Raw genomic sequence first — 17,572 nt, 5'->3', positions numbered from 1 at the left:
CCGGCCATGTTCAAGCTCATCGTCGAGACAAGCTTGCGCAATCGCCTGTTCGTGCTGGCGGTCGCCGGCGTCCTGGTCGGCTACGGCCTGTTCGTCCTGCCGAGCGTTTCAGTCGACGTCCTGCCTGACATCAACCGCCCGACCGTCAACATCCTGACCGAGGCAGAGGGACTGGCGCCCCAGGAGGTCGAACAGCTGGTGACGTTCCCGATCGAGACGTCGATGAACGGCATGCCCGGCGTCATCCGGGTACGCTCCGTCTCGGGCGTTGGTCTGTCTGTCGTCTATGTCGAGTTCGACTGGGGCGTCGACGTCTACCGCGCCCGGCAATTCGTCTCGGAGCGGCTGGCGCTGATCCGCGAGCAATTGCCGTCCGCGGTCAATCCCCAGATGGGCCCGGTGACCTCGATCATGGGCGAGATCATGCTGATCGCGCTGACGAGCGATGGCACGGCTTCACCCATGGACGTGCGCGAGATCGCCGACTTCGTCGTCCGGCCGCAACTCCTCGCCATTCCCGGCGTCGCCCAGGTGATACCCATCGGCGGCGAGGTCCGCCAATATCGCGTGACGCCGAACGTCGCCACCATGCAGGCACTCGGCGTCACCCACGATCAGATCGAGCAGGCGGTCGCAAGGTTCGGCACCAACAGCGGCGGCGGCTTCGTCGACCAGCATGGCCGCGAATATCTGATCCGCAATGTCGGTCTCACCAGGCGTATCGAGGACCTCCGCAACACCGTCGTCGTCAACCGCGGAGAGCAGCCGATCCTGCTGAAGCAGATTGCCTCTGTGGAATTTGCCGCGCGGACCAAGCGCGGTGACGCCGGATATAACGGCAAGCCCGCCGTCATCGTCAGCGTCATGAAGCAACCGGCTGCGGATACTGTAGCACTGACGCGCAATGTTGAATCAACGCTGCGGGAGCTGCAACGCACTATGCGCGGGGGCATCAGCGTCACCAACGTGCAGTTCCGGCAGGCCACCTTCATCGAGACCTCGATCGGCAATGTCGAGCGCGTCCTGATCGAGGCCGCGATCGTCGTCGCAATAGTCCTGTTCGTCTTCCTGATGAACGGTCGCGCCGCGTTCGTCTCGCTGACGGCCATTCCAATATCGATCCTGGTGACGGTCCTGGTGTTTCGCGCCTTCGGCCTCACGATCAACACCATGACGCTGGGCGGCCTCGCCATCGCGATCGGCGAGCTGGTCGACGATGCCGTCGTGGACGTCGAAAACATCCTGCGGCGCCTACGGGAGAACGCTGCGTCGAGCACCCCGCGCCCTGTCCTCGACGTGATCTCCGGCGCGAGCCAGGAGGTTCGTTCCAGCATCGTCTATGCAACGATGATCATCGTCCTCGTCTTCGTGCCGCTGTTCGCCCTTCCGGGAATCGAAGGGCGGCTGTTCACGCCGCTTGGCGTGGCCTATGTGGTCTCGATTCTCGCTTCGCTGCTGATCTCGATCACCGTGACGCCGGTGCTGTCCTATTATCTGCTTTCGGGACGAGCTCATTCAGGTGACCGCGAGAGCTTTGTCGTCACGAAGCTGAAGCAGGCCAATCGGCGGGTGCTCGGCTGGGCCTTCGAGCGGCAGGGCTTGGTGCTGGTCTTCGTCGCCGCTGCGGTCGCGGTGGCAGGCTATGCCGCGAGCCAGATGCCCCGCAGCTTTCTTCCTCCTTTCAACGAGGGGACGCTGGTCCTGTCGCTGCAGTACAATCCAGGCATTTCGCTCGCGGAATCCAACCGTCTTGGCATATTGGCGGAGCAGTTGCTCGCAAAGGTGCCCGAGGTGAAATCGGTTGGACGCCGCACCGGCCGCGCCGAGCTGGATGAACACGCCGAAGGCGTGCACTACAGCGAGATCGATGTCGATCTCACACCGTCCAAGCGCCAGAAGGCGGACATCTATGCGAGCATCCGGGAAGCCCTGTCCGCGCTGCCGGCGTCGGTGGCCATCGGACAGCCGATCAGCCACCGCCTCGATCATCTCCAGTCCGGTATTCGTGCCCAGATCGTGCTCAAGATCTTCGGCCAGGACATCGAGATGTTGCGGCGGCTGTCCGAAACGGTGCGCCAGCGTCTATCGACGATCCCGGGTCTGGTCGATCTCCAGGTCGAGAAGCAGGTGCTGATTCCGCAAGTGCGGGTTCAAATCGACCATGCCCGCGCCGCGCTTCACGGCCTGACGCCGGCTGCGGTCACCCAGGCACTCGACGCGCTGTCCAATGGCCGGAAGGTCTCCCAGATCGTCGACGGCAATCGCCGTTTCGACGTCGTGATGCGCCTGTCGGAGCAAGACCGTTCGACGACGGGACTGCACAATTTGCTCATCCCGACCGGCTCGGAGTTCGTCCCGCTGAGCGCTTTAGCCGACATCGTCGAGACAGACGGGCCGAACCAGATTCAGCGGGAGGGGACCCAGCGCAGGATCGTCGTGTACGGCAACGGGGACGGACGCCGCGACATCGCCGATATCGCGGCCGACATTCAGAGGTCGGTTCGCGAGCTCGATTTCCCGCAAGGCTACACGACCAGCCTCGAAGGCGCGTTCCAGGCCCAGCAGGAGGCGACCTGGCGCATCGGCATTCTGTCGCTGGCCTCGATGGCGATGATCTTCGTCGTCCTCTACAGCCGCTACCGGTCGATCGCACTGGCGCTGATCATCATGGGAGGTATTCCGCTCGCCCTGATCGGCAGCGTCGCCGCGCTGAAGATCTCCGGGCAGCCCTTGTCGGTGGCATCGATGATCGGCTTCATCACGCTGGCCGGCATCTCGGCGCGCAACGGGATCTTGAAGATCTCGCACTACATCAATCTCGCCATCCACGAAGGCGAGCGTTTCGGGGCCGGGCTGGTGATTCGAGGCAGCATGGAGCGCCTCAGTCCGGTGCTGATGACGGCGCTTTGCGCAGGACTAGCGCTCACGCCGCTCTTGATCGGCGCGGACGAGCCGGGCCGGGAAATCCTGCACCCGGTGGCCGTGACGATCTTCGGCGGCCTGCTCAGCGCCACGGTCCTCGACACAATCGTGACCCCGATTCTGTTTCTGATGTTCGGCAAACAGCCGCTGCAGCGACTGGTGGCCGGACACGCCGCAACGTTCACCCCCGCGGAAGCCTATTGACGCGCGCGGACAACCACCGAGGAGCCTGCAATGAGAACTTATATCGGCCTCGCCATGACGGCTGTGATGATCGCGACGCTGGATGTTGCCGCGGCGCAGACGAAGGGCAGCAACGGGGGGCCCGTCGTCAAGTCGCAAGGGCATCCGATCGAATTCGTCAGCAAGGGGACCGACATCATCTTTTACGTTGGCGACGACGATGGATCGCCGCTGTCGACGAAGGAAATGCGCGGACGCGCAACGATTCAGGATGGCGGCAAGACGGTCACCGTTCCACTTGCGCCGGCCACTCCCAACATGATGACGGGAAAGCTGCAGGCCGAGCTGTCGCCAAAGGCGATCGTGGTGTTCTCCGGCAGCTTGCACGGTCATTCGCTGACGGCGAGATACGCTGCGCAATGATTGACGAAGCGCCGCCCCTCGGCAGGTTTGTACATCGGCGATTTCGCTGCGACAAACGCTGATGATAAATAGTGGATCAATCAATACAATCTGAGCATCAATCGGGATGTCACGAGCACGTAAAATAGGCCCTCAGAAAATGTCGCAATGGAGGATCGACAATGGGCAATGCAACTCTCTTATCGAAGATTCGATTTGGTGCGGCTGGCATCGTGCTTCTTGCCGCGACCTCGATGGCATACGCGGCTTGGCCGGAAAGGAATATCACCTTCATCGTTCCATTCCCGGCGGGAGGCTCGTCCGACATGGTCGCGCGAGCAATCGGACAAAAGGTCTCCGATACGCTGGGGCAGCCGGTGGTCGTCGAAAACCGCTCCGGCGCAACGGGCGCGCTTGGAGCAACAGCGGTGGCCCGGGCGGCAGCGGATGGATACACCATTCTCGTCGGCTCGATCGGTGTCTATGCGACGAATCCATTTCTTCAGCCCAATCTGAAGTATGATCCCCTGAAGGACTTCGATCTCTTGACGGTCGCTGTGCGCGCACCGAACGTCCTGGTCGCCAACTTGAACTTTCCGGCAAACACGGTCGCCGAATTGGTGGACCAGCTGAAGAAGGCCCCCGGCAAGATCACTTTTGCAAGCTCGGGTGCAGGTTCGTCCGATCATCTCACGGCGGCGCTGTTCTGGCAGCGCACTGGGACGACCGGTCTCCACGTGCCATATCGCGGCGGGGCGCCCGCTGTGAGTGATCTCCTCGCGGGGCATGTCAACGTATCGTTTCAAAACATCAACGCCGTCATCGGGCAAATTCAATCCAAGCAGCTCAAGGTTCTCGCCATCACCGGTGATGCCAGATCCCGTCTTTTGCCCGAAGTGCCCACCTTGAAGGAACTTGGGATTGATGGTGTCGATGTCTTTTCGTGGCAGGCGGTGGCTGCTCCGAAGGGGCTTCCTGCCGATGTGAAAGCAAAATTGCATGGCGAGATCGTCGCGGCGCTGAAGGCACCGGACGTACGCAAACGAATGGAGGATATCGGCCTCGAAATCGTGGCCAACACCCCGGAGCAATTCCAGGAGTTTCTGGTCTCTGAGTTGGCCCGCTGGAAGCGGGTCATTGAGACCGGCAATATCACCGTGGAATAGGTTGCCTTGGGCGTGCTCGCGGGAGCGCGATAGACCATGATCCGGAAAAGTGCGTAGCGGTTTTCCGAAAAGATCATGCTCGAACATAAGCTAAAGCGCGATGACGATTCATCCTGATCGCATCGCGCTCTAGGCTCGATGACAACCCTCGCGACGATGCCATAATACCCCTGTTTTGCCCGACGGGTCAGAAATTTTTCGTAAAATCCGTAAGCCCTTGATTTTACAGCAGCGCGCTACTGTGCATGGGGTTGTTTTTCGAGTCTTGTTTTGACCGGCTGATTACGGCCGGTCCGGCAGCAGCTCGCCGAGCGAGCGGATGATGCGGTCGGGCCTGACCGTCGACCCTTCGGGCAGGCCCTCGCCATGCACGTCCATCCAGATCGCATAGATGCCGAGGCGCTGCGGCGTCACCACTTCCCATTCCAGATTGTCGCCGATCATCCAAGTGTCCTCAGCGGTGACGCCGAGCGCCTGCATCGCGTGCAGATAGGCGCGCTCCTCGGGCTTGCCGAAGCCGTGCTCGCCCTCGATCTGGATGTGGTCGAAGCGATGCGCCAGCTCGAAGCGCTCGACCTTGGCGCGCTGCATGTCGGCGGCGCCGTTGGTGACCAGCGCGAGCTTGATGCCGAGCGCCTTGAACTGGTCGATCGCCTCGTGCGCGCCGGGAAAGACGAACATCTCCTCCTCGCGATAGGCGGTGAAGCGGTCGGCGAGGCGAATGGCGAGATCGTCGGGCAGGGCGCGGTGGCCAGCGGCCGCGAGCGCGGCGAAGCCGCCCTTCACCGTCAGGTGCCGCGCCTCGGCGAGCTTCATCCGCCACGCGGCTTCCGCACTGGCCCAGAAGTTTCGCGCGAAGGCCAGCACGGCGGTTGCGACCATCGGCGGCGGAAGCGGAGCGAGCTCTTCGGCGAATTCGGCCGTGATCGTGTTCCAGGCGATCTCCGGCCGGCCATAGGCCGACAGGATGGTGTCGTCCATGTCGATCAGCATGGCGCGGGGCAGCGGCGGCAGCACGGCGTTCATGGCCACTTCACCTCCGGCGGCAGCGACGACAGGATCGAGTCCACATTACCGCCCGTCTTCAGCCCGAAGATGGTGCCGCGGTCGTAGAGCAGGTTGAACTCGACGTAGCGGCCGCGGCGGATCAATTGCTCCTCGCGGTCAGCAGGCGTCCAGGCGCTCGCAAAATTGCGTCGCACGATCTCGGGATAGAGCTTCAGGAAGGCGCGCCCGACGTCCTGGGTGAAGGCGAGGTCGGCGTCCCAGTCGCCGCTGTCGTGCCAGTCGTAGAAAATGCCGCCGATGCCGCGTGCCTCTTTCCGGTGCGGCAGGTAGAAATACTCGTCGCACCATTTCTTGTACTTGTCGTAGTCGGCAACACCGCTCGGCTGCGCGCAGGCCTGTTTCATCGCGGCATGGAAGGCGATGCTGTCGGGATCGTCCTGCGTCCGCCTTCGCTCCAGCACCGGCGTCAGGTCGGCGCCGCCGCCGAACCAGGCCTTCGTGGTGACGACGAAGCGCGTGTTCATGTGCACGGCAGGGACATTCGGATTGCGCATGTGCGCGATCAGCGAGATGCCGGAGGCCCAGAATTTTGGATCCTCCGCCGCGCCGGGGATCTGGGCCCGGAATTCGGGTGCGAACTCGCCGTGCACCGTCGAGCAGTGCACGCCGACCTTCTCGAACAGCCGGCCATGCATCATCGACATCACGCCGCCGCCGCCGGCCGCGCCGGAATGGTCGGTGCGCTGCCACGGCGTGCGCCTGAAGCGGCCGGCCTCGCCCGGATAGAGGCTTTGCGGCGCGTCGTCCTCGAGCCGCTCGAAGCTCGCGCAGATGTCGTCGCGCAAGCGCTCGAACCAGGCACGGGCGCGGGCCTTGCGGGCTTCGATCGTCGTCACGTCCATCTGCATTCGCGGGTCGCGTCCTATCTGATGCCGAGCGATTTGTGGGTCTGCACGCTGAGCCGCCATTGCGGATGGTGCAGGCAATAATCGATCGCGCGCGCGGTGTTCTCGGTGATTTCAGGCCCGTCCATCGGCTGCAGCGAGAAGCGCTCGAAGGCGAGATCCTCAAATGCTTCGGGCATCGCCAAGGCCTGGGGATAGACCAGCTTCAGCTCGTGGCCTTGGCGCAGGACCAGCGCGCTGCCGCCCTTGGGGCTGACGCAGATCCAGTCGAGCCCATCAGGAGCTGCGATCGTGCCGTTGGTCTCGACGCCGATCTCGAAGCCTCTTTCGTGCAGCGCCTCGATCAGCGCAGTGTCGACCTGGAGCAGCGGCTCGCCGCCGGTCAGCACCACATAGCGATTGGCGGCCGCCGCCGTCCATTGCGCGGCGATGGTATCGGCGAGTTCCGCAGCCGAGCCATAGCGCCCGCCCAGCGTGCCGTCGGTGCCGACGAAATCCGTGTCGCAGAACTTGCAGGTCGCATCCGCTCGATCGGCCTCCCGCCCGCTCCAGAGGTTGCAGCCGGCAAATCGGCAGAACACCGACGCGCGCCCGGCATGGGCGCCTTCGCCTTGCAGGGTCAGGAAGATCTCCTTGACCGCGTAACTCAAGCCTCTCTCCTCAACCTGTCAAACCTTGCGGGTTCCGGATCTACCGCAGCGCCTCGCCGGCGGCCATGGCCACGCTCATGGCCACATTGAGCGACCGCAGCCCCGCCTTGATCGGGATCACCAGACGCGCATCGGCCGCCTCGACCACGGCATCGGTGACGCCGGCGCTCTCGCGCCCGAATAGCAGGATGTCCGAGCTCTGGTAATGAAAATCGCGGTAGTCGGTGGCGGCCTCGGTGGTGAACAGCAGCAGCCGGTGGCCCTGGCCTGCGCGCCAGTGTTCGAATGTCGCCCAGGAGACGTGGCGGGTCAGCCTGACATGGTCGAGGTAGTCCATTCCCGCCCGGCGGAACAGGCGGTCCGAAATGGGGAAGCCCGCCGGTTCGATGATATGGGCATCGAGCCCCAGGCAGGCGCAGAGGCGAAGAATCGTGCCGGTGTTCTGGGGGATGTCGGGCTGGAAAAGTGCGATCTGCATGGGCGGCGGCGAGTTGGCTTGCGGGCGCAAAATGTCTCAATAAAACATCGCCCGCCCGGGAATTCGTGCATTGCACGCTCCCACGCCGTTAGCGGGCTTGCGCTCGCCCGGCAAGGGTGCCAATAGAACGATTCTGGACTGCTGTTTCACCCGTTTAGAGGTGAATAAGCCAAGTTCTGCCGCCGCGGGGGGCCGCGGGCGCCGGCAGCCTTTCCGGGGACCTCTTGGGCGCCCCCCGGAGCGGTTCCACCGGTAGCGCAAGAAGAAAGGGTTGGAATCGTGACGACAGCGTCTTCGGCGGACCATCCGACACGCCGTGATTTCTTATTTGTTGCAACAGGGGCATTTGCAGCAGTAGGGGGCGCGGCTGCGCTCTGGCCCTTCATCTCCCAAATGAATCCGGATGCCTCGACCATCGCCGCCGGTGCGCCGATCGAGGTCGATCTCAGCCCGATCGCGGAAGGCCAGGACATCAAGGTGTTCTGGCGCGGCAAGCCGATCTACATCAGCCACCGCACCAAGAAGCAGATCGACGAGGCGCGCGCCGTCAACGTGGCGAGCCTGCCGGATCCGCAGACCGACGAGGCCCGGGTCAAGTCGGGCCACGAGCAGTGGCTGGTCGTGATCGGCATCTGCACCCATCTCGGCTGTATCCCGATCGCTCATGAAGGCAGCTACGACGGCTTCTTCTGCCCCTGCCATGGTTCGGTGTACGATACGTCCGGCCGCATCCGCCAGGGCCCAGCGCCCACGAACCTGGCAGTGCCGCCGTACCAGTTCGTTTCCGACACCAAAATCCAGATCGGCTGAGCTTCGGACTCAAGTCCGAAGCTTCGCGCCGTCTCGTCGTACTATTTCCTCAGGATCGCATCATGAGCGGACCATCCGACTACCAGCCGAGCAATCCGGCCCTGCAATGGATCGAGCGGCGCCTGCCGATTTTTGGTCTCATCCATTCCTCCTTCGTCGCCTATCCCACCCCGCGCAACCTGAACTATTGGTGGACCTTCGGCGCCATTCTTTCCTTCATGCTCGGAATGCAGATCCTGACCGGCGTGATCCTGGCGATGCACTACACGCCGAACGCCGATCTCGCCTTCAAGTCGGTCGAGCTGATCGTCCGTGACGTGAACTACGGCTGGCTGCTGCGCAACATGCACGCGGTCGGCGCCTCGATGTTCTTCGTCGCCGTCTACGTTCACATGTTCCGCGGTCTGTACTACGGGTCGTACAAGGAGCCGCGTGAGGTGCTGTGGATCCTCGGCGTCATCATCTACCTCCTGATGATGGCGACCGGCTTCATGGGCTACGTGCTGCCCTGGGGCCAGATGAGCTTCTGGGGCGCCACCGTCATCACCAATTTGTTCTCGGCCGTTCCCTATGTCGGCGAGAGCATCGTGACGCTGCTCTGGGGCGGCTATGCAGTCGGCAACCCGACGCTGAACCGCTTCTTCTCGCTGCACTATCTCTTGCCGTTCGTGATCGCAGGCGTCGTCGTGCTCCACGTCTGGGCGCTGCACGTCGCCGGCCAGAACAATCCCGACGGCGTCGAGCCGAAGACGGAAAAGGACACGGTGCCGTTCACGCCGCATGCGACCATCAAGGACATGTTCGGCGTCGCCTGCTTCCTGCTGCTGTACGCTTGGTTCATCTTCTACATGCCGAACTATCTCGGCGACGCCGACAACTACATTCCGGCGAACCCTGGCGTGACGCCGCCGCACATCGTGCCGGAATGGTATTACCTGCCGTTCTACGCGATCCTGCGCTCGATTCCCGACAAGCTCGCGGGCGTCATCGCGATGTTCGGGGCGATCATCATCCTGTGCTTCCTGCCCTGGCTCGACACCGCCAAGACCAAGTCCTCGAAGTACCGTCCGCTCGCCAAGCAGTTCTTCTGGATCTTCGTCGCGGTCTGCATCCTGCTCGGCTATCTCGGCGCACAGCCGCCGGAAGGCATCTACGTCATCGCCGGCCGCATCCTGACGTTCTGCTACTTCGCCTACTTCCTGATCGTGCTGCCGCTGCTCGCGCGCATCGAGAAGCCGCGGCCGGTGCCGAACTCGATCTCGGATGCCGTGCTGGCCAAGACCGGCAGCCGGTCGACGCCGATGGTCTCGACCGCGATCGTTCTGGCGCTCGCCGGCTCGCTGTTCGCGGGCTCGATCGACAGCGCGAAAGCGGCCGAAGGCAGCGACAAGCCTCCGGGCAACAAGTGGTCGTTTGCTGGGCCTTTCGGTACGTTCGATCGCGGCGCCCTGCAGCGCGGCCTCAAGGTCTACAAGGAGGTCTGCGCCAGTTGCCACGGCCTGTCCTTCGTCGCCTTCCGTAACCTCGCCGAGCCCGGCGGGCCCGGCTATTCGGTGGCGCAAGCCGCGGCGTTTGCATCCGAGTACAAGGTCAAGGACGGCCCGAACGATGCGGGGGACATGTTCGAGCGCCCGGGCCGGCCGGCGGACTATTTCCCCTCGCCGTTCGCGAACGAGCAGGCCGCGCGTGCCGCGAACGGCGGTGCGGCGCCGCCGGACCTGTCCCTGATCACCAAGGCGCGCTCCTACAAGCGCGGCTTCCCCTGGTTCATCTTCGACGTCTTCACCCAGTACCAGGAGCAGGGGCCTGACTACGTCGCCGCATTGCTTCAGGGCTATGAGGACAAGGTGCCGGAGGGCGTCACCCTCCCGGAGGGCTCGTACTACAACAAGTACTTCCCGGGCCACGCCATCAAGATGCCGAAGCCGATCAGCGACGGCCAGGTGACCTATGACGACGGCTCGCCGACTACGGTCGCGCAGTACTCCAAGGACGTCACCACCTTCCTGATGTGGACCGCCGAGCCGCACATGGAAGCGCGCAAGCGCCTCGGCTTCCAGGTCTTCGTGTTCCTGATCGTCTTCGCAGGCCTGATGTACTTCACCAAGAAGAAGGTCTGGGCCGCCCCGCACTGAGCGGCGAAGGACGAGACGAGATGAAGAAGCCCCCGCGAGGGGGCTTTTTGTTGACTGGTCATTCCGGGGCGCGTGATCGCGCGAACCCGGAATATCGAGATTCCGGTTCGGTGCTGCACACCGCCGGGAATGACGAGAGTGTGGATTGCGCCGCGCGCTCCCACCCGCCAAAATACCGCCAACCGATCCCCCAGAAACTCACCGGAGGACACCATGGGAACCAGCATCACCTTCAAGCGCCCGGACGGCAAGGACGCCTCGGGCTATCTCGCCAATGCCGGGCGCGGCAATGCGCCGGGCGTCGTGGTGATCCAGGAATGGTGGGGCCTATCCGATCAGATCAAGGGCCTGTGCGACCGCTTCGCGCTGGCCGGCTTCGACGCGCTGGCGCCCGATCTCTACAAGGGCAAGGTGGTGCCGTATCACGACACGGACAGCGCCAACAAGGAGATGAACTCGCTCGACTTCATGGACGCCACCACGCAGACCGTGCGCGGCGCCACGCAATATCTGTCGCGCAACGGTGCCAAGGTCGGGCTGACCGGCTTCTGCCTCGGCGGCGCCGTGACCATCATCGGCGCGACCAAAATCCCGGAGCTCGCGGCCGGCGTCGTGTTCTACGGCATCCCGCCCGAGCAGGCGGCCAAGCCCGCCGACGTCAAGATCCCGCTCCAGGCCCATTTCGCCAACAAGGACGATTGGTGCACGCCGGAGCTGGTCAACGGCTTCGAGAAGGCCATGAAGGCCGCCGGCAAGTCGCTGGAGCTGTTCCGCTATGACGCCGAGCACGCCTTCGTCAACGAGCAGCGCCAGGCCGTGCACGACCGCGAAGCCGCCGAGCTCGCCTGGGGCCGCGCGACGGAGTTTTTCAGGAAGCATCTGGGGTAGGAGCGTGCCAGACCGATCCGAGAACAAAAGGCGTCGGGAGCGCGAGGTCTTCGCGATCCCGGAGGAGCACAGGGCGGCCGTTCGCGAGGGGCTCGATCAAGCTGAGCGCGGCGAGTTTGCCAGCGACGCCGAGATGGCAGCCCTCTGGAAGAAGGGTGGCCTCTGACCCGCAGCTCGGCCACCCTTGACGCCGCCCCCGCGCCATGGTGAGTATCCGCCCATGAGCACCGCCGTCCGCCCAGCCCGTCTTTGGTGGCGCACCTCCTAAAGAGGTGGCCGGTGCGATTTCATTTCTCAAAATCGTCGAAGGTCGCCACGCAGTGCGGCGGCCTGATCGTTTGTCCTGTGTGGCGTTCCCTCGACAAGTTTCGTAAGAGGACGACATGAACAGGACAGTCTTTGCCCTCCCGGCCAGAAGTGCGTACGCGACCCGCGCCGGTCTTGCGATCACGCGTGTGGCCGAGCAGTTCACCGGCGGCGCCAACCGGCTCGACGACCTGATCAACCTGCTCGACCGCCGCCGCGGCGTGGTGCTGTCCTCGGGCACGACCGTGCCCGGCCGCTACGAGAGCTTCGATCTCGGCTTCTCTGACCCGCCGCTCAAGCTCGAGACCGTTGGCGTCAATTTCAAGCTGGAAGCGCTGAACGCGCGCGGAGAGGTGCTGATCGCCTTCCTCGGCGACGTGCTGCACGAACCCTGCGTGGTGATCTCCGAAAAGACGGCGACGCGCCTTTCCGGCCACATCATCCGCGGCGATGCGCCGGTCGAGGAGGACCAGCGCACGCGGCGTGCCAGCGTGATGTCGCTGGTGCGCGATCTCGTCGCTGCCTTCTCCGCCAGTGACGACGGCCTGCTCGGCCTGTTCGGCGCTTTCGCCTACGACCTCGTGTTCCAGATCGAGGACCTCGTGCAGAAGCGCCCGCGCGAGACCGACCAGCGCGATATCGTGCTCTATATTCCCGATCGCCTGCTCGCCTACGACCGTGCCACCGGCCGCGGCGTCGTGCTCTCTTACGATTTCGCCTGGAAGGGCAAATCGACCGAAGGCCTGCCGCGCGAGACCGCCGACAGCCCCTATCTGAAGACGCCGCGTCAGGGCTTTGCCGATCACGCGCCGGGCGAATATCAGGCCACGGTCGAGACAGCGCGCGCCGCCTTTGCCCGTGGCGATCTGTTCGAGGCCGTGCCGGGCCAGCTGTTCGCCGAGCCCTGCGACCGCTCGCCGGCCGAAGTGTTCCAGCGCCTCTGCGTCATCAACCCGTCGCCCTATGGTGCGCTGATGAATCTCGGCGAAGGCGAGTTTCTCGTCTCGGCTTCGCCCGAAATGTTCGTGCGCTCGGACGGCCGCCGCGTCGAGACCTGCCCGATCTCGGGCACGATCGCGCGCGGCCTTGATGCGATCGGCGATGCCGAGCAGATCCGCCAGCTGCTGAATTCGGAGAAGGACGAGTTCGAGCTCAACATGTGCACCGACGTCGACCGCAACGACAAGGCGCGCGTCTGCGTGCCCGGCACCATCAAGGTCCTGGCGCGCCGCCAGATCGAGACCTACTCGAAGCTGTTCCACACCGTCGACCACGTCGAGGGCATGCTGCGCCCCGGCTTCGACGTGCTCGATGCCTTCCTCACCCACGCCTGGGCCGTCACCGTCACCGGCGCGCCAAAGCTGTGGGCGATGCAGTTCGTCGAGGACCACGAGCGCTCGCCGCGGCGCTGGTATGCCGGCGCGATCGGCGCGGTGAATTTTGACGGCAGTATCAACACCGGCCTCACCATCCGCACCATCCGCATGAAGGATGGCCTCGCCGAAGTGCGCGTCGGCGCCACCTGCCTGTTCGATTCAGACCCCGCCGCAGAAGACCGCGAGTGCCAGGTCAAGGCCGCCGCGCTGTTCCAGGCGCTGCGCGGCGACCCGCCGAAGCCGCTCTCGACCTTTGCGCCTGATGCCACTGGCTCGGGCAAGCAGGTGCTGCTGATCGACCATGACGACAGCTTCGTGCACATGCTCGCCGATTATTTCCGCCAGGTCGGCGCCAGCGTCACCGTGGTCCGCTATGTGCATGCGCTCGACATGCTCAAGCAGAAGAGGTGGGACTTGCTGGTGCTGTCGCCCGGCCCCGGGCGCCCTGAGGATTTCGGGATCAAGACGACGATCGATGCGGCGCTGGAGAAGAAGCTGCCGGTGTTCGGCGTCTGCCTCGGCGTGCAGGCGATCGGCGAATATTTCGGCGGCGAGCTCGGCCAGCTCACCCATCCCGCCCACGGCCGGCCCTCGCGGGTGCAGGTGCGCGGCGGACGGCTGATGCGCAATTTGCCGAACGAGATCGTCATCGGCCGCTATCACTCGCTCTATGTCGAGCGCGACAGCATGCCGGAGGTGTTGTCCGTCACCGCCAGCACCGAGGACGGCGTCGCCATGGCGCTGGAGCACAAGACCCTGCCGATCGCCGGCGTGCAATTCCACCCGGAATCGCTGATGTCGCTCGGCGGCGAGGTGGGGCTACGTATTGTCGAAAACGCGTTCCGGCTGGATGCGCCGGTCAATTGAGAGGCACGAATGACTTTTGACCACGACATCAAGGCGAGCGTCCGCACCATCCCGGATTATCCCAAGCCCGGGATCATGTTCCGCGACATCACCACCTTGCTCGCGGATGCGCGCGCATTCCGCCGAGCCGTGGACGAGCTCGTCAATCCCTGGGCCGGCAACAAGATCGACAAGGTCGCCGGCATGGAGGCGCGGGGCTTCATCATCGGCGGCGCGGTGGCGCATCAGCTCTCGGCGGGCTTCGTGCCGATCCGCAAGAAGGGCAAGCTGCCGCATACCACGGTGCGCATCGCCTATTCGCTCGAATACGGCATCGACGAGATGGAGATGCACGTCGACGCGGTCGCACCCGGCGAGCGCGTGATCCTGGTCGACGACCTCATCGCCACCGGCGGCACCGCGGAAGGCGCGGTCAAGCTGCTGCGCCAGATTGGCGCCAACGTGGTTGCCGCCTGCTTCATCGTCGACCTGCCCGAGCTCGGCGGCGCCGCCAAGCTGCGCGCCATGGACGTGCCCGTGCGCACGCTGATGTCGTTCGAGGGGCACTGAGCGTCCTGGTCGTTTCGCCTACGACCGCTGCAATATCAGGCTGAGCTCGAGCTCCCGGAACGCGATGTAATTCCGCCGGGTCCATTGGTGCAACTCGGTCGAAGAGTCCTTCTCCTGGCGCAGATAGCCGGTGAAGGAGAAATTTAGCCGATCGATATAGGTCTTGAGGAAACCGGGCAGCGCGGGAAGGCGGAACAGCCGGCCGCCTCCCATTGCCGGCGGCAGCTCGCCGCGGACGACATATTCGTTGTCCACCGTGACCAGGTTCATCCGCGGGATCTGCCCACGCAGCATCTCGTGGGCGCGGGCCGAGACGCGGTCGGTGTCGGCGACGAACAGGATCATCGGCGCAACGTGGCGCCGCGCCGCCTCCTTCAGCAGGCCGATCTCGTCGGTCATCTTGAAGAACTCGTCGAAGGCGTGGAAGCCGAGGTCGATCACCTTGGCAATACCGTCATCGACGATGACGCGGTCCATCAGCTGCATCTTGCCGAAGGTGTCGATCACGTCGGCGGTCTCGGTCACCTTCGGCAGGTAATCGAGCAGCGACGGCTCTTTCAGGTTGACGTCGAAGGCCGCGACGTTGCCGTTCTTGAGCAGCAGGAATTCCGTCAGCAGCCGCGCCAGCAAGGTCTTGCCGACCTGCGGGCGAGGCGAGCAGATGATGTAGACGGGCGTTGCGGGCATCGACAGCTATTATCTGGGCCAACTCACCGCCCAATCCAGCCGTATCCACCCGGCTTGCGCAACTATTTTTCGCTGTTGCGGGTCACCGGCTTCGAACCGACGATGTCGGTCAGGCGGATGCGGTCGAACTCGCTCCAGACATTGGCCAGCCAGTGCCGGACATAACCGCGCAGCACGAAGGAATAGTTCGCGGCCTCGTCGCTGATGCCCTTGTTGGCCACGAATTTCAGGAACGGGACGGAGGACACCTCGACCTGCTCATAGGCCATTTCGTTGAGCTTGGGGATCGTCAGCTCGGTCGCGTCCTTGATGCGGTGGAAGTAGGAATTGTAGGTCGCCTGGTCCCACTGGAAGAACTGGGTGTCGTTGATGAAGTTCTTGACCAGGAAATATTTCGCGCCCCCCATGAAGCCTGCGGTCTCCGCGATCTCCTCCAGCGAGGCGATCGAGGGTCCGAGGATGTGGAACACGGCGAAGGTGATCTGGCCGGCCTTGGCGGCGTCGAGGAAGCCGATGTCGCGCAGCGAGGCCAGCGCCGGCGAAAGCAGGCCGGCGCGGACGTCGATCACGGTGACCGAAGGGCTGACAGCGTTGAGCGTGTCGAAGATCTTCATCTGGTCGGCCGTCGTCGTCATGTCGACGATCTCGGTGATGTCGGGGTGGAAGCGTTTCAGGGTTCCGCGCGGCGACTCCGTATCGAACGCCCGCGTCGGCACGTTGTTGGCCGAGAAATAATCGAGCAGGGTGCGCGATACCGTGGTCTTGCCGACCCCGCCCTTGTCCGCGCCCACCACAACCACTGCCGGCTTTGCCATTGCTGTCCCCTAACGCGCGCCCCCGATCGCGAGGTCGCAATCGGCCGGGCCCCAAATCGATGTCCCGAAAGACGTCCCGAGTCTGCTGTTGGGCGCGAACATGGCAGAAACAAGGGAGAATTCAATTCCTCGCGCTCCACTTACGGCAATTCCCGAGGATTTTCCCGATTGCCGGGAAACCCGGCGCATGAAGCGGCAAATCACGCCGTCAGTGACGGCCCCACGGTCCCATCGGATTGGCTGCCGGGGCTCCTGAGGGACTGGGCGCGGGAACGGGCGGCGGGCTCGCGGGACCGGCCGCATCGCTCCACGGCCCCTGCGAGAGCGGCGGCGGCCCGTCCTGCGCGCCGGCTTGTTCGGTCTCGAGTTGTTCCGTCTCTTCGGCGGGGTCCGGCAGCGGTCCCGGATCGCGCCCGCCGGCGAACTTGACCAGCGCGTCGACCCGGGACTGCACGGAAGGGTGGGTCGCGAACAGGTCGGCAAAGCCCTCGCGTGGATTGTCGACGCAGAGCTCCATCACGGCCGAGGTCGCGCCGGGAAGCTCGCCGCGATTCTCGATCTTGCGCAGCGCCGAGATCATGGCGTCGGGGTCTTTCGTCAGCTCGACCGAACCCGCGTCGGCTAGATATTCGCGCGACCGCGACAGTGCGAGCTTCACCACCTGCGACAGCAGCCAGGCCAGCACGATCAGCACGATGGCGATGATGATGACGATGATCGCGCCGCCGCCGGAGCTCTTGCTTTCGCTCGACGACGAGGACGACCGCGACGACGAGGAGGAGCCGGAGGACGAGGAGCCGCCGGAGCTCCAGTTCAGATTCGTGAACAGGCGGAAGAACAATTCGCCGAAGAAGCCGACCACGCCGGCGATGATGACGGCGACCACCATCAGTTGCACATCGCCGTTCTTGATGTGGGTCAGCTCGTGGCCGAGCACCGCCTCGATCTCCTTGTCGTTGAGCGCATCGAGGAGACCCGTGGTGACCGTGATGGAATATTGCCGCGGATTGAGACCGGTCGCGAAGGCGTTCAGCGCCGGGCTCTCCATGATCTTCAGCTTCGGCATGGTGAGACCGCGCGAGATGCAGAGATTCTCGAGCAGATTGTAGAGCCGCGGCTGTTCTTGCCGGGTGACGCTGTGGCCGCCGGTCACGGCATCGATCATCAACTGGTGAAAGAAATAGGCGATCACGATCCAGACCGCCGCCACGACCGTTGCAATGGGCGCGGCCTTGAGCAGGTCCGAGAAGGCGTGTCTGAGATAGTACGCGACGGTCTCACTGTCATCGATGAACACTTCGGCCACCAGCGCGCCGGCATAGACCAGCACATAGACCAGCGCGAACAAGCCGGCGAGCAGCAGCATCGAACGAAGCTTGTTCGAGGCGATGTGCGTGTAGAGACCATACGCGGCCATGACGCGAT

The 17,572-nt window shown here is 64.1% G+C and carries 16 protein-coding genes; 9 read left to right on the top strand and 7 right to left on the bottom strand.

Annotation, left to right across the window (positions count from 1 at the left end):
- Positions 1 to 6 precede the first annotated feature (6 nt).
- From ABIA40_RS23435 to ABIA40_RS23425, 3 genes are all read left to right on the top strand, one after another.
- The gene (locus ABIA40_RS23435) at positions 7 to 3,126 is read left to right on the top strand and encodes an efflux RND transporter permease subunit (protein WP_404543402.1); all 3,120 of its coding nucleotides are present in this window, start codon (positions 7 to 9) and stop codon (positions 3,124 to 3,126) included.
- A 30-nt stretch (positions 3,127 to 3,156) separates the two neighbouring features.
- The gene (locus tag ABIA40_RS23430) at positions 3,157 to 3,528 is read left to right on the top strand and encodes a hypothetical protein (protein ID WP_244941361.1); all 372 of its coding nucleotides are present in this window, start codon (positions 3,157 to 3,159) and stop codon (positions 3,526 to 3,528) included.
- A 161-nt stretch (positions 3,529 to 3,689) separates the two neighbouring features.
- Complete coding sequence (locus ABIA40_RS23425) at positions 3,690 to 4,673, top strand: Bug family tripartite tricarboxylate transporter substrate binding protein (RefSeq protein ID WP_404543400.1); 984 nt, start codon at positions 3,690 to 3,692, stop codon at positions 4,671 to 4,673.
- Positions 4,674 to 4,955: 282 nt separating this feature from the next.
- Here the strand turns inward: ABIA40_RS23425 and ABIA40_RS23420 are convergent, their stop codons facing one another.
- From ABIA40_RS23420 to ABIA40_RS23405, 4 genes are read right to left on the bottom strand one after another with little or no spacing between them, the layout of a single operon-like run.
- Complete coding sequence (locus tag ABIA40_RS23420) at positions 4,956 to 5,699, bottom strand: HAD family hydrolase (protein WP_157286432.1); 744 nt, start codon at positions 5,697 to 5,699, stop codon at positions 4,956 to 4,958.
- The gene (hemF, locus tag ABIA40_RS23415; protein ID WP_404546327.1) at positions 5,696 to 6,583 is read right to left on the bottom strand and encodes an oxygen-dependent coproporphyrinogen oxidase; all 888 of its coding nucleotides are present in this window, start codon (positions 6,581 to 6,583) and stop codon (positions 5,696 to 5,698) included. The genes ABIA40_RS23420 and hemF overlap by 4 nt, the downstream gene beginning before the upstream one ends.
- Before the next feature lie 20 nt (positions 6,584 to 6,603).
- Entirely contained in the window at positions 6,604 to 7,236 is a 633-nt protein-coding gene (queE, locus tag ABIA40_RS23410) for a 7-carboxy-7-deazaguanine synthase (RefSeq protein WP_404543398.1), read from the bottom strand.
- 40 nt (positions 7,237 to 7,276) lie between these two features.
- A complete protein-coding gene (locus ABIA40_RS23405; protein ID WP_404543396.1) occupies positions 7,277 to 7,714 on the bottom strand; it encodes a tRNA (cytidine(34)-2'-O)-methyltransferase in 438 nt (145 codons plus the stop codon).
- Positions 7,715 to 7,993: 279 nt separating this feature from the next.
- Between ABIA40_RS23405 and petA the strand changes: the two genes are divergently transcribed.
- From petA to ABIA40_RS23375, 6 genes are all read left to right on the top strand, one after another.
- A complete protein-coding gene (gene petA, locus ABIA40_RS23400; protein ID WP_036006265.1) occupies positions 7,994 to 8,524 on the top strand; it encodes a ubiquinol-cytochrome c reductase iron-sulfur subunit in 531 nt (176 codons plus the stop codon).
- A gap of 62 nt (positions 8,525 to 8,586) precedes the next feature.
- On the top strand, positions 8,587 to 10,659 hold the full coding sequence (fbcH, locus tag ABIA40_RS23395) for a cytochrome b/c1 (RefSeq protein WP_404543394.1): 2,073 nt from the start codon (positions 8,587 to 8,589) through the stop codon (positions 10,657 to 10,659).
- A gap of 213 nt (positions 10,660 to 10,872) precedes the next feature.
- Positions 10,873 to 11,547, top strand: a complete 675-nt coding sequence (locus tag ABIA40_RS23390; RefSeq protein WP_057026276.1) for a dienelactone hydrolase family protein — start codon at positions 10,873 to 10,875, stop codon at positions 11,545 to 11,547.
- A gap of 4 nt (positions 11,548 to 11,551) precedes the next feature.
- A complete protein-coding gene (locus ABIA40_RS23385) occupies positions 11,552 to 11,713 on the top strand; it encodes a hypothetical protein (protein WP_157286380.1) in 162 nt (53 codons plus the stop codon).
- A gap of 217 nt (positions 11,714 to 11,930) precedes the next feature.
- Positions 11,931 to 14,096: an anthranilate synthase component I gene (locus tag ABIA40_RS23380; RefSeq protein WP_404543392.1), complete on the top strand. Its 2,166-nt coding sequence runs from the start codon at positions 11,931 to 11,933 to the stop codon at positions 14,094 to 14,096.
- 9 nt (positions 14,097 to 14,105) lie between these two features.
- Positions 14,106 to 14,645 carry an adenine phosphoribosyltransferase gene (locus ABIA40_RS23375; RefSeq protein WP_036024845.1) on the top strand — a complete coding sequence of 180 codons (540 nt, stop codon included), beginning with the start codon at positions 14,106 to 14,108 and terminating at the stop codon, positions 14,643 to 14,645.
- A gap of 18 nt (positions 14,646 to 14,663) precedes the next feature.
- Here the strand turns inward: ABIA40_RS23375 and ABIA40_RS23370 are convergent, their stop codons facing one another.
- The 3 genes from ABIA40_RS23370 to ABIA40_RS23360 form a co-directional block, all read right to left on the bottom strand.
- Positions 14,664 to 15,332, bottom strand: coding sequence for a hypothetical protein (locus ABIA40_RS23370; protein ID WP_271538304.1), 669 nt, complete (start codon positions 15,330 to 15,332; stop codon positions 14,664 to 14,666).
- Positions 15,333 to 15,394: 62 nt separating this feature from the next.
- Positions 15,395 to 16,147, bottom strand: coding sequence for a hypothetical protein (locus tag ABIA40_RS23365; RefSeq protein WP_271538302.1), 753 nt, complete (start codon positions 16,145 to 16,147; stop codon positions 15,395 to 15,397).
- 208 nt (positions 16,148 to 16,355) lie between these two features.
- Entirely contained in the window at positions 16,356 to 17,564 is a 1,209-nt protein-coding gene (locus ABIA40_RS23360; RefSeq protein ID WP_404543390.1) for a M48 family metallopeptidase, read from the bottom strand.
- Positions 17,565 to 17,572: the final 8 nt, after the last annotated feature.

The sequence above is a fragment of the Bradyrhizobium sp. USDA 223 genome (assembly GCF_044909005.1).
GTDB classification, from domain to species: Bacteria; Pseudomonadota; Alphaproteobacteria; order Rhizobiales; family Xanthobacteraceae; genus Bradyrhizobium; species Bradyrhizobium yuanmingense.
Note: the sequence above shows the minus strand (reverse complement) of the source record. Positions and strands in the feature narration are given on the sequence as shown.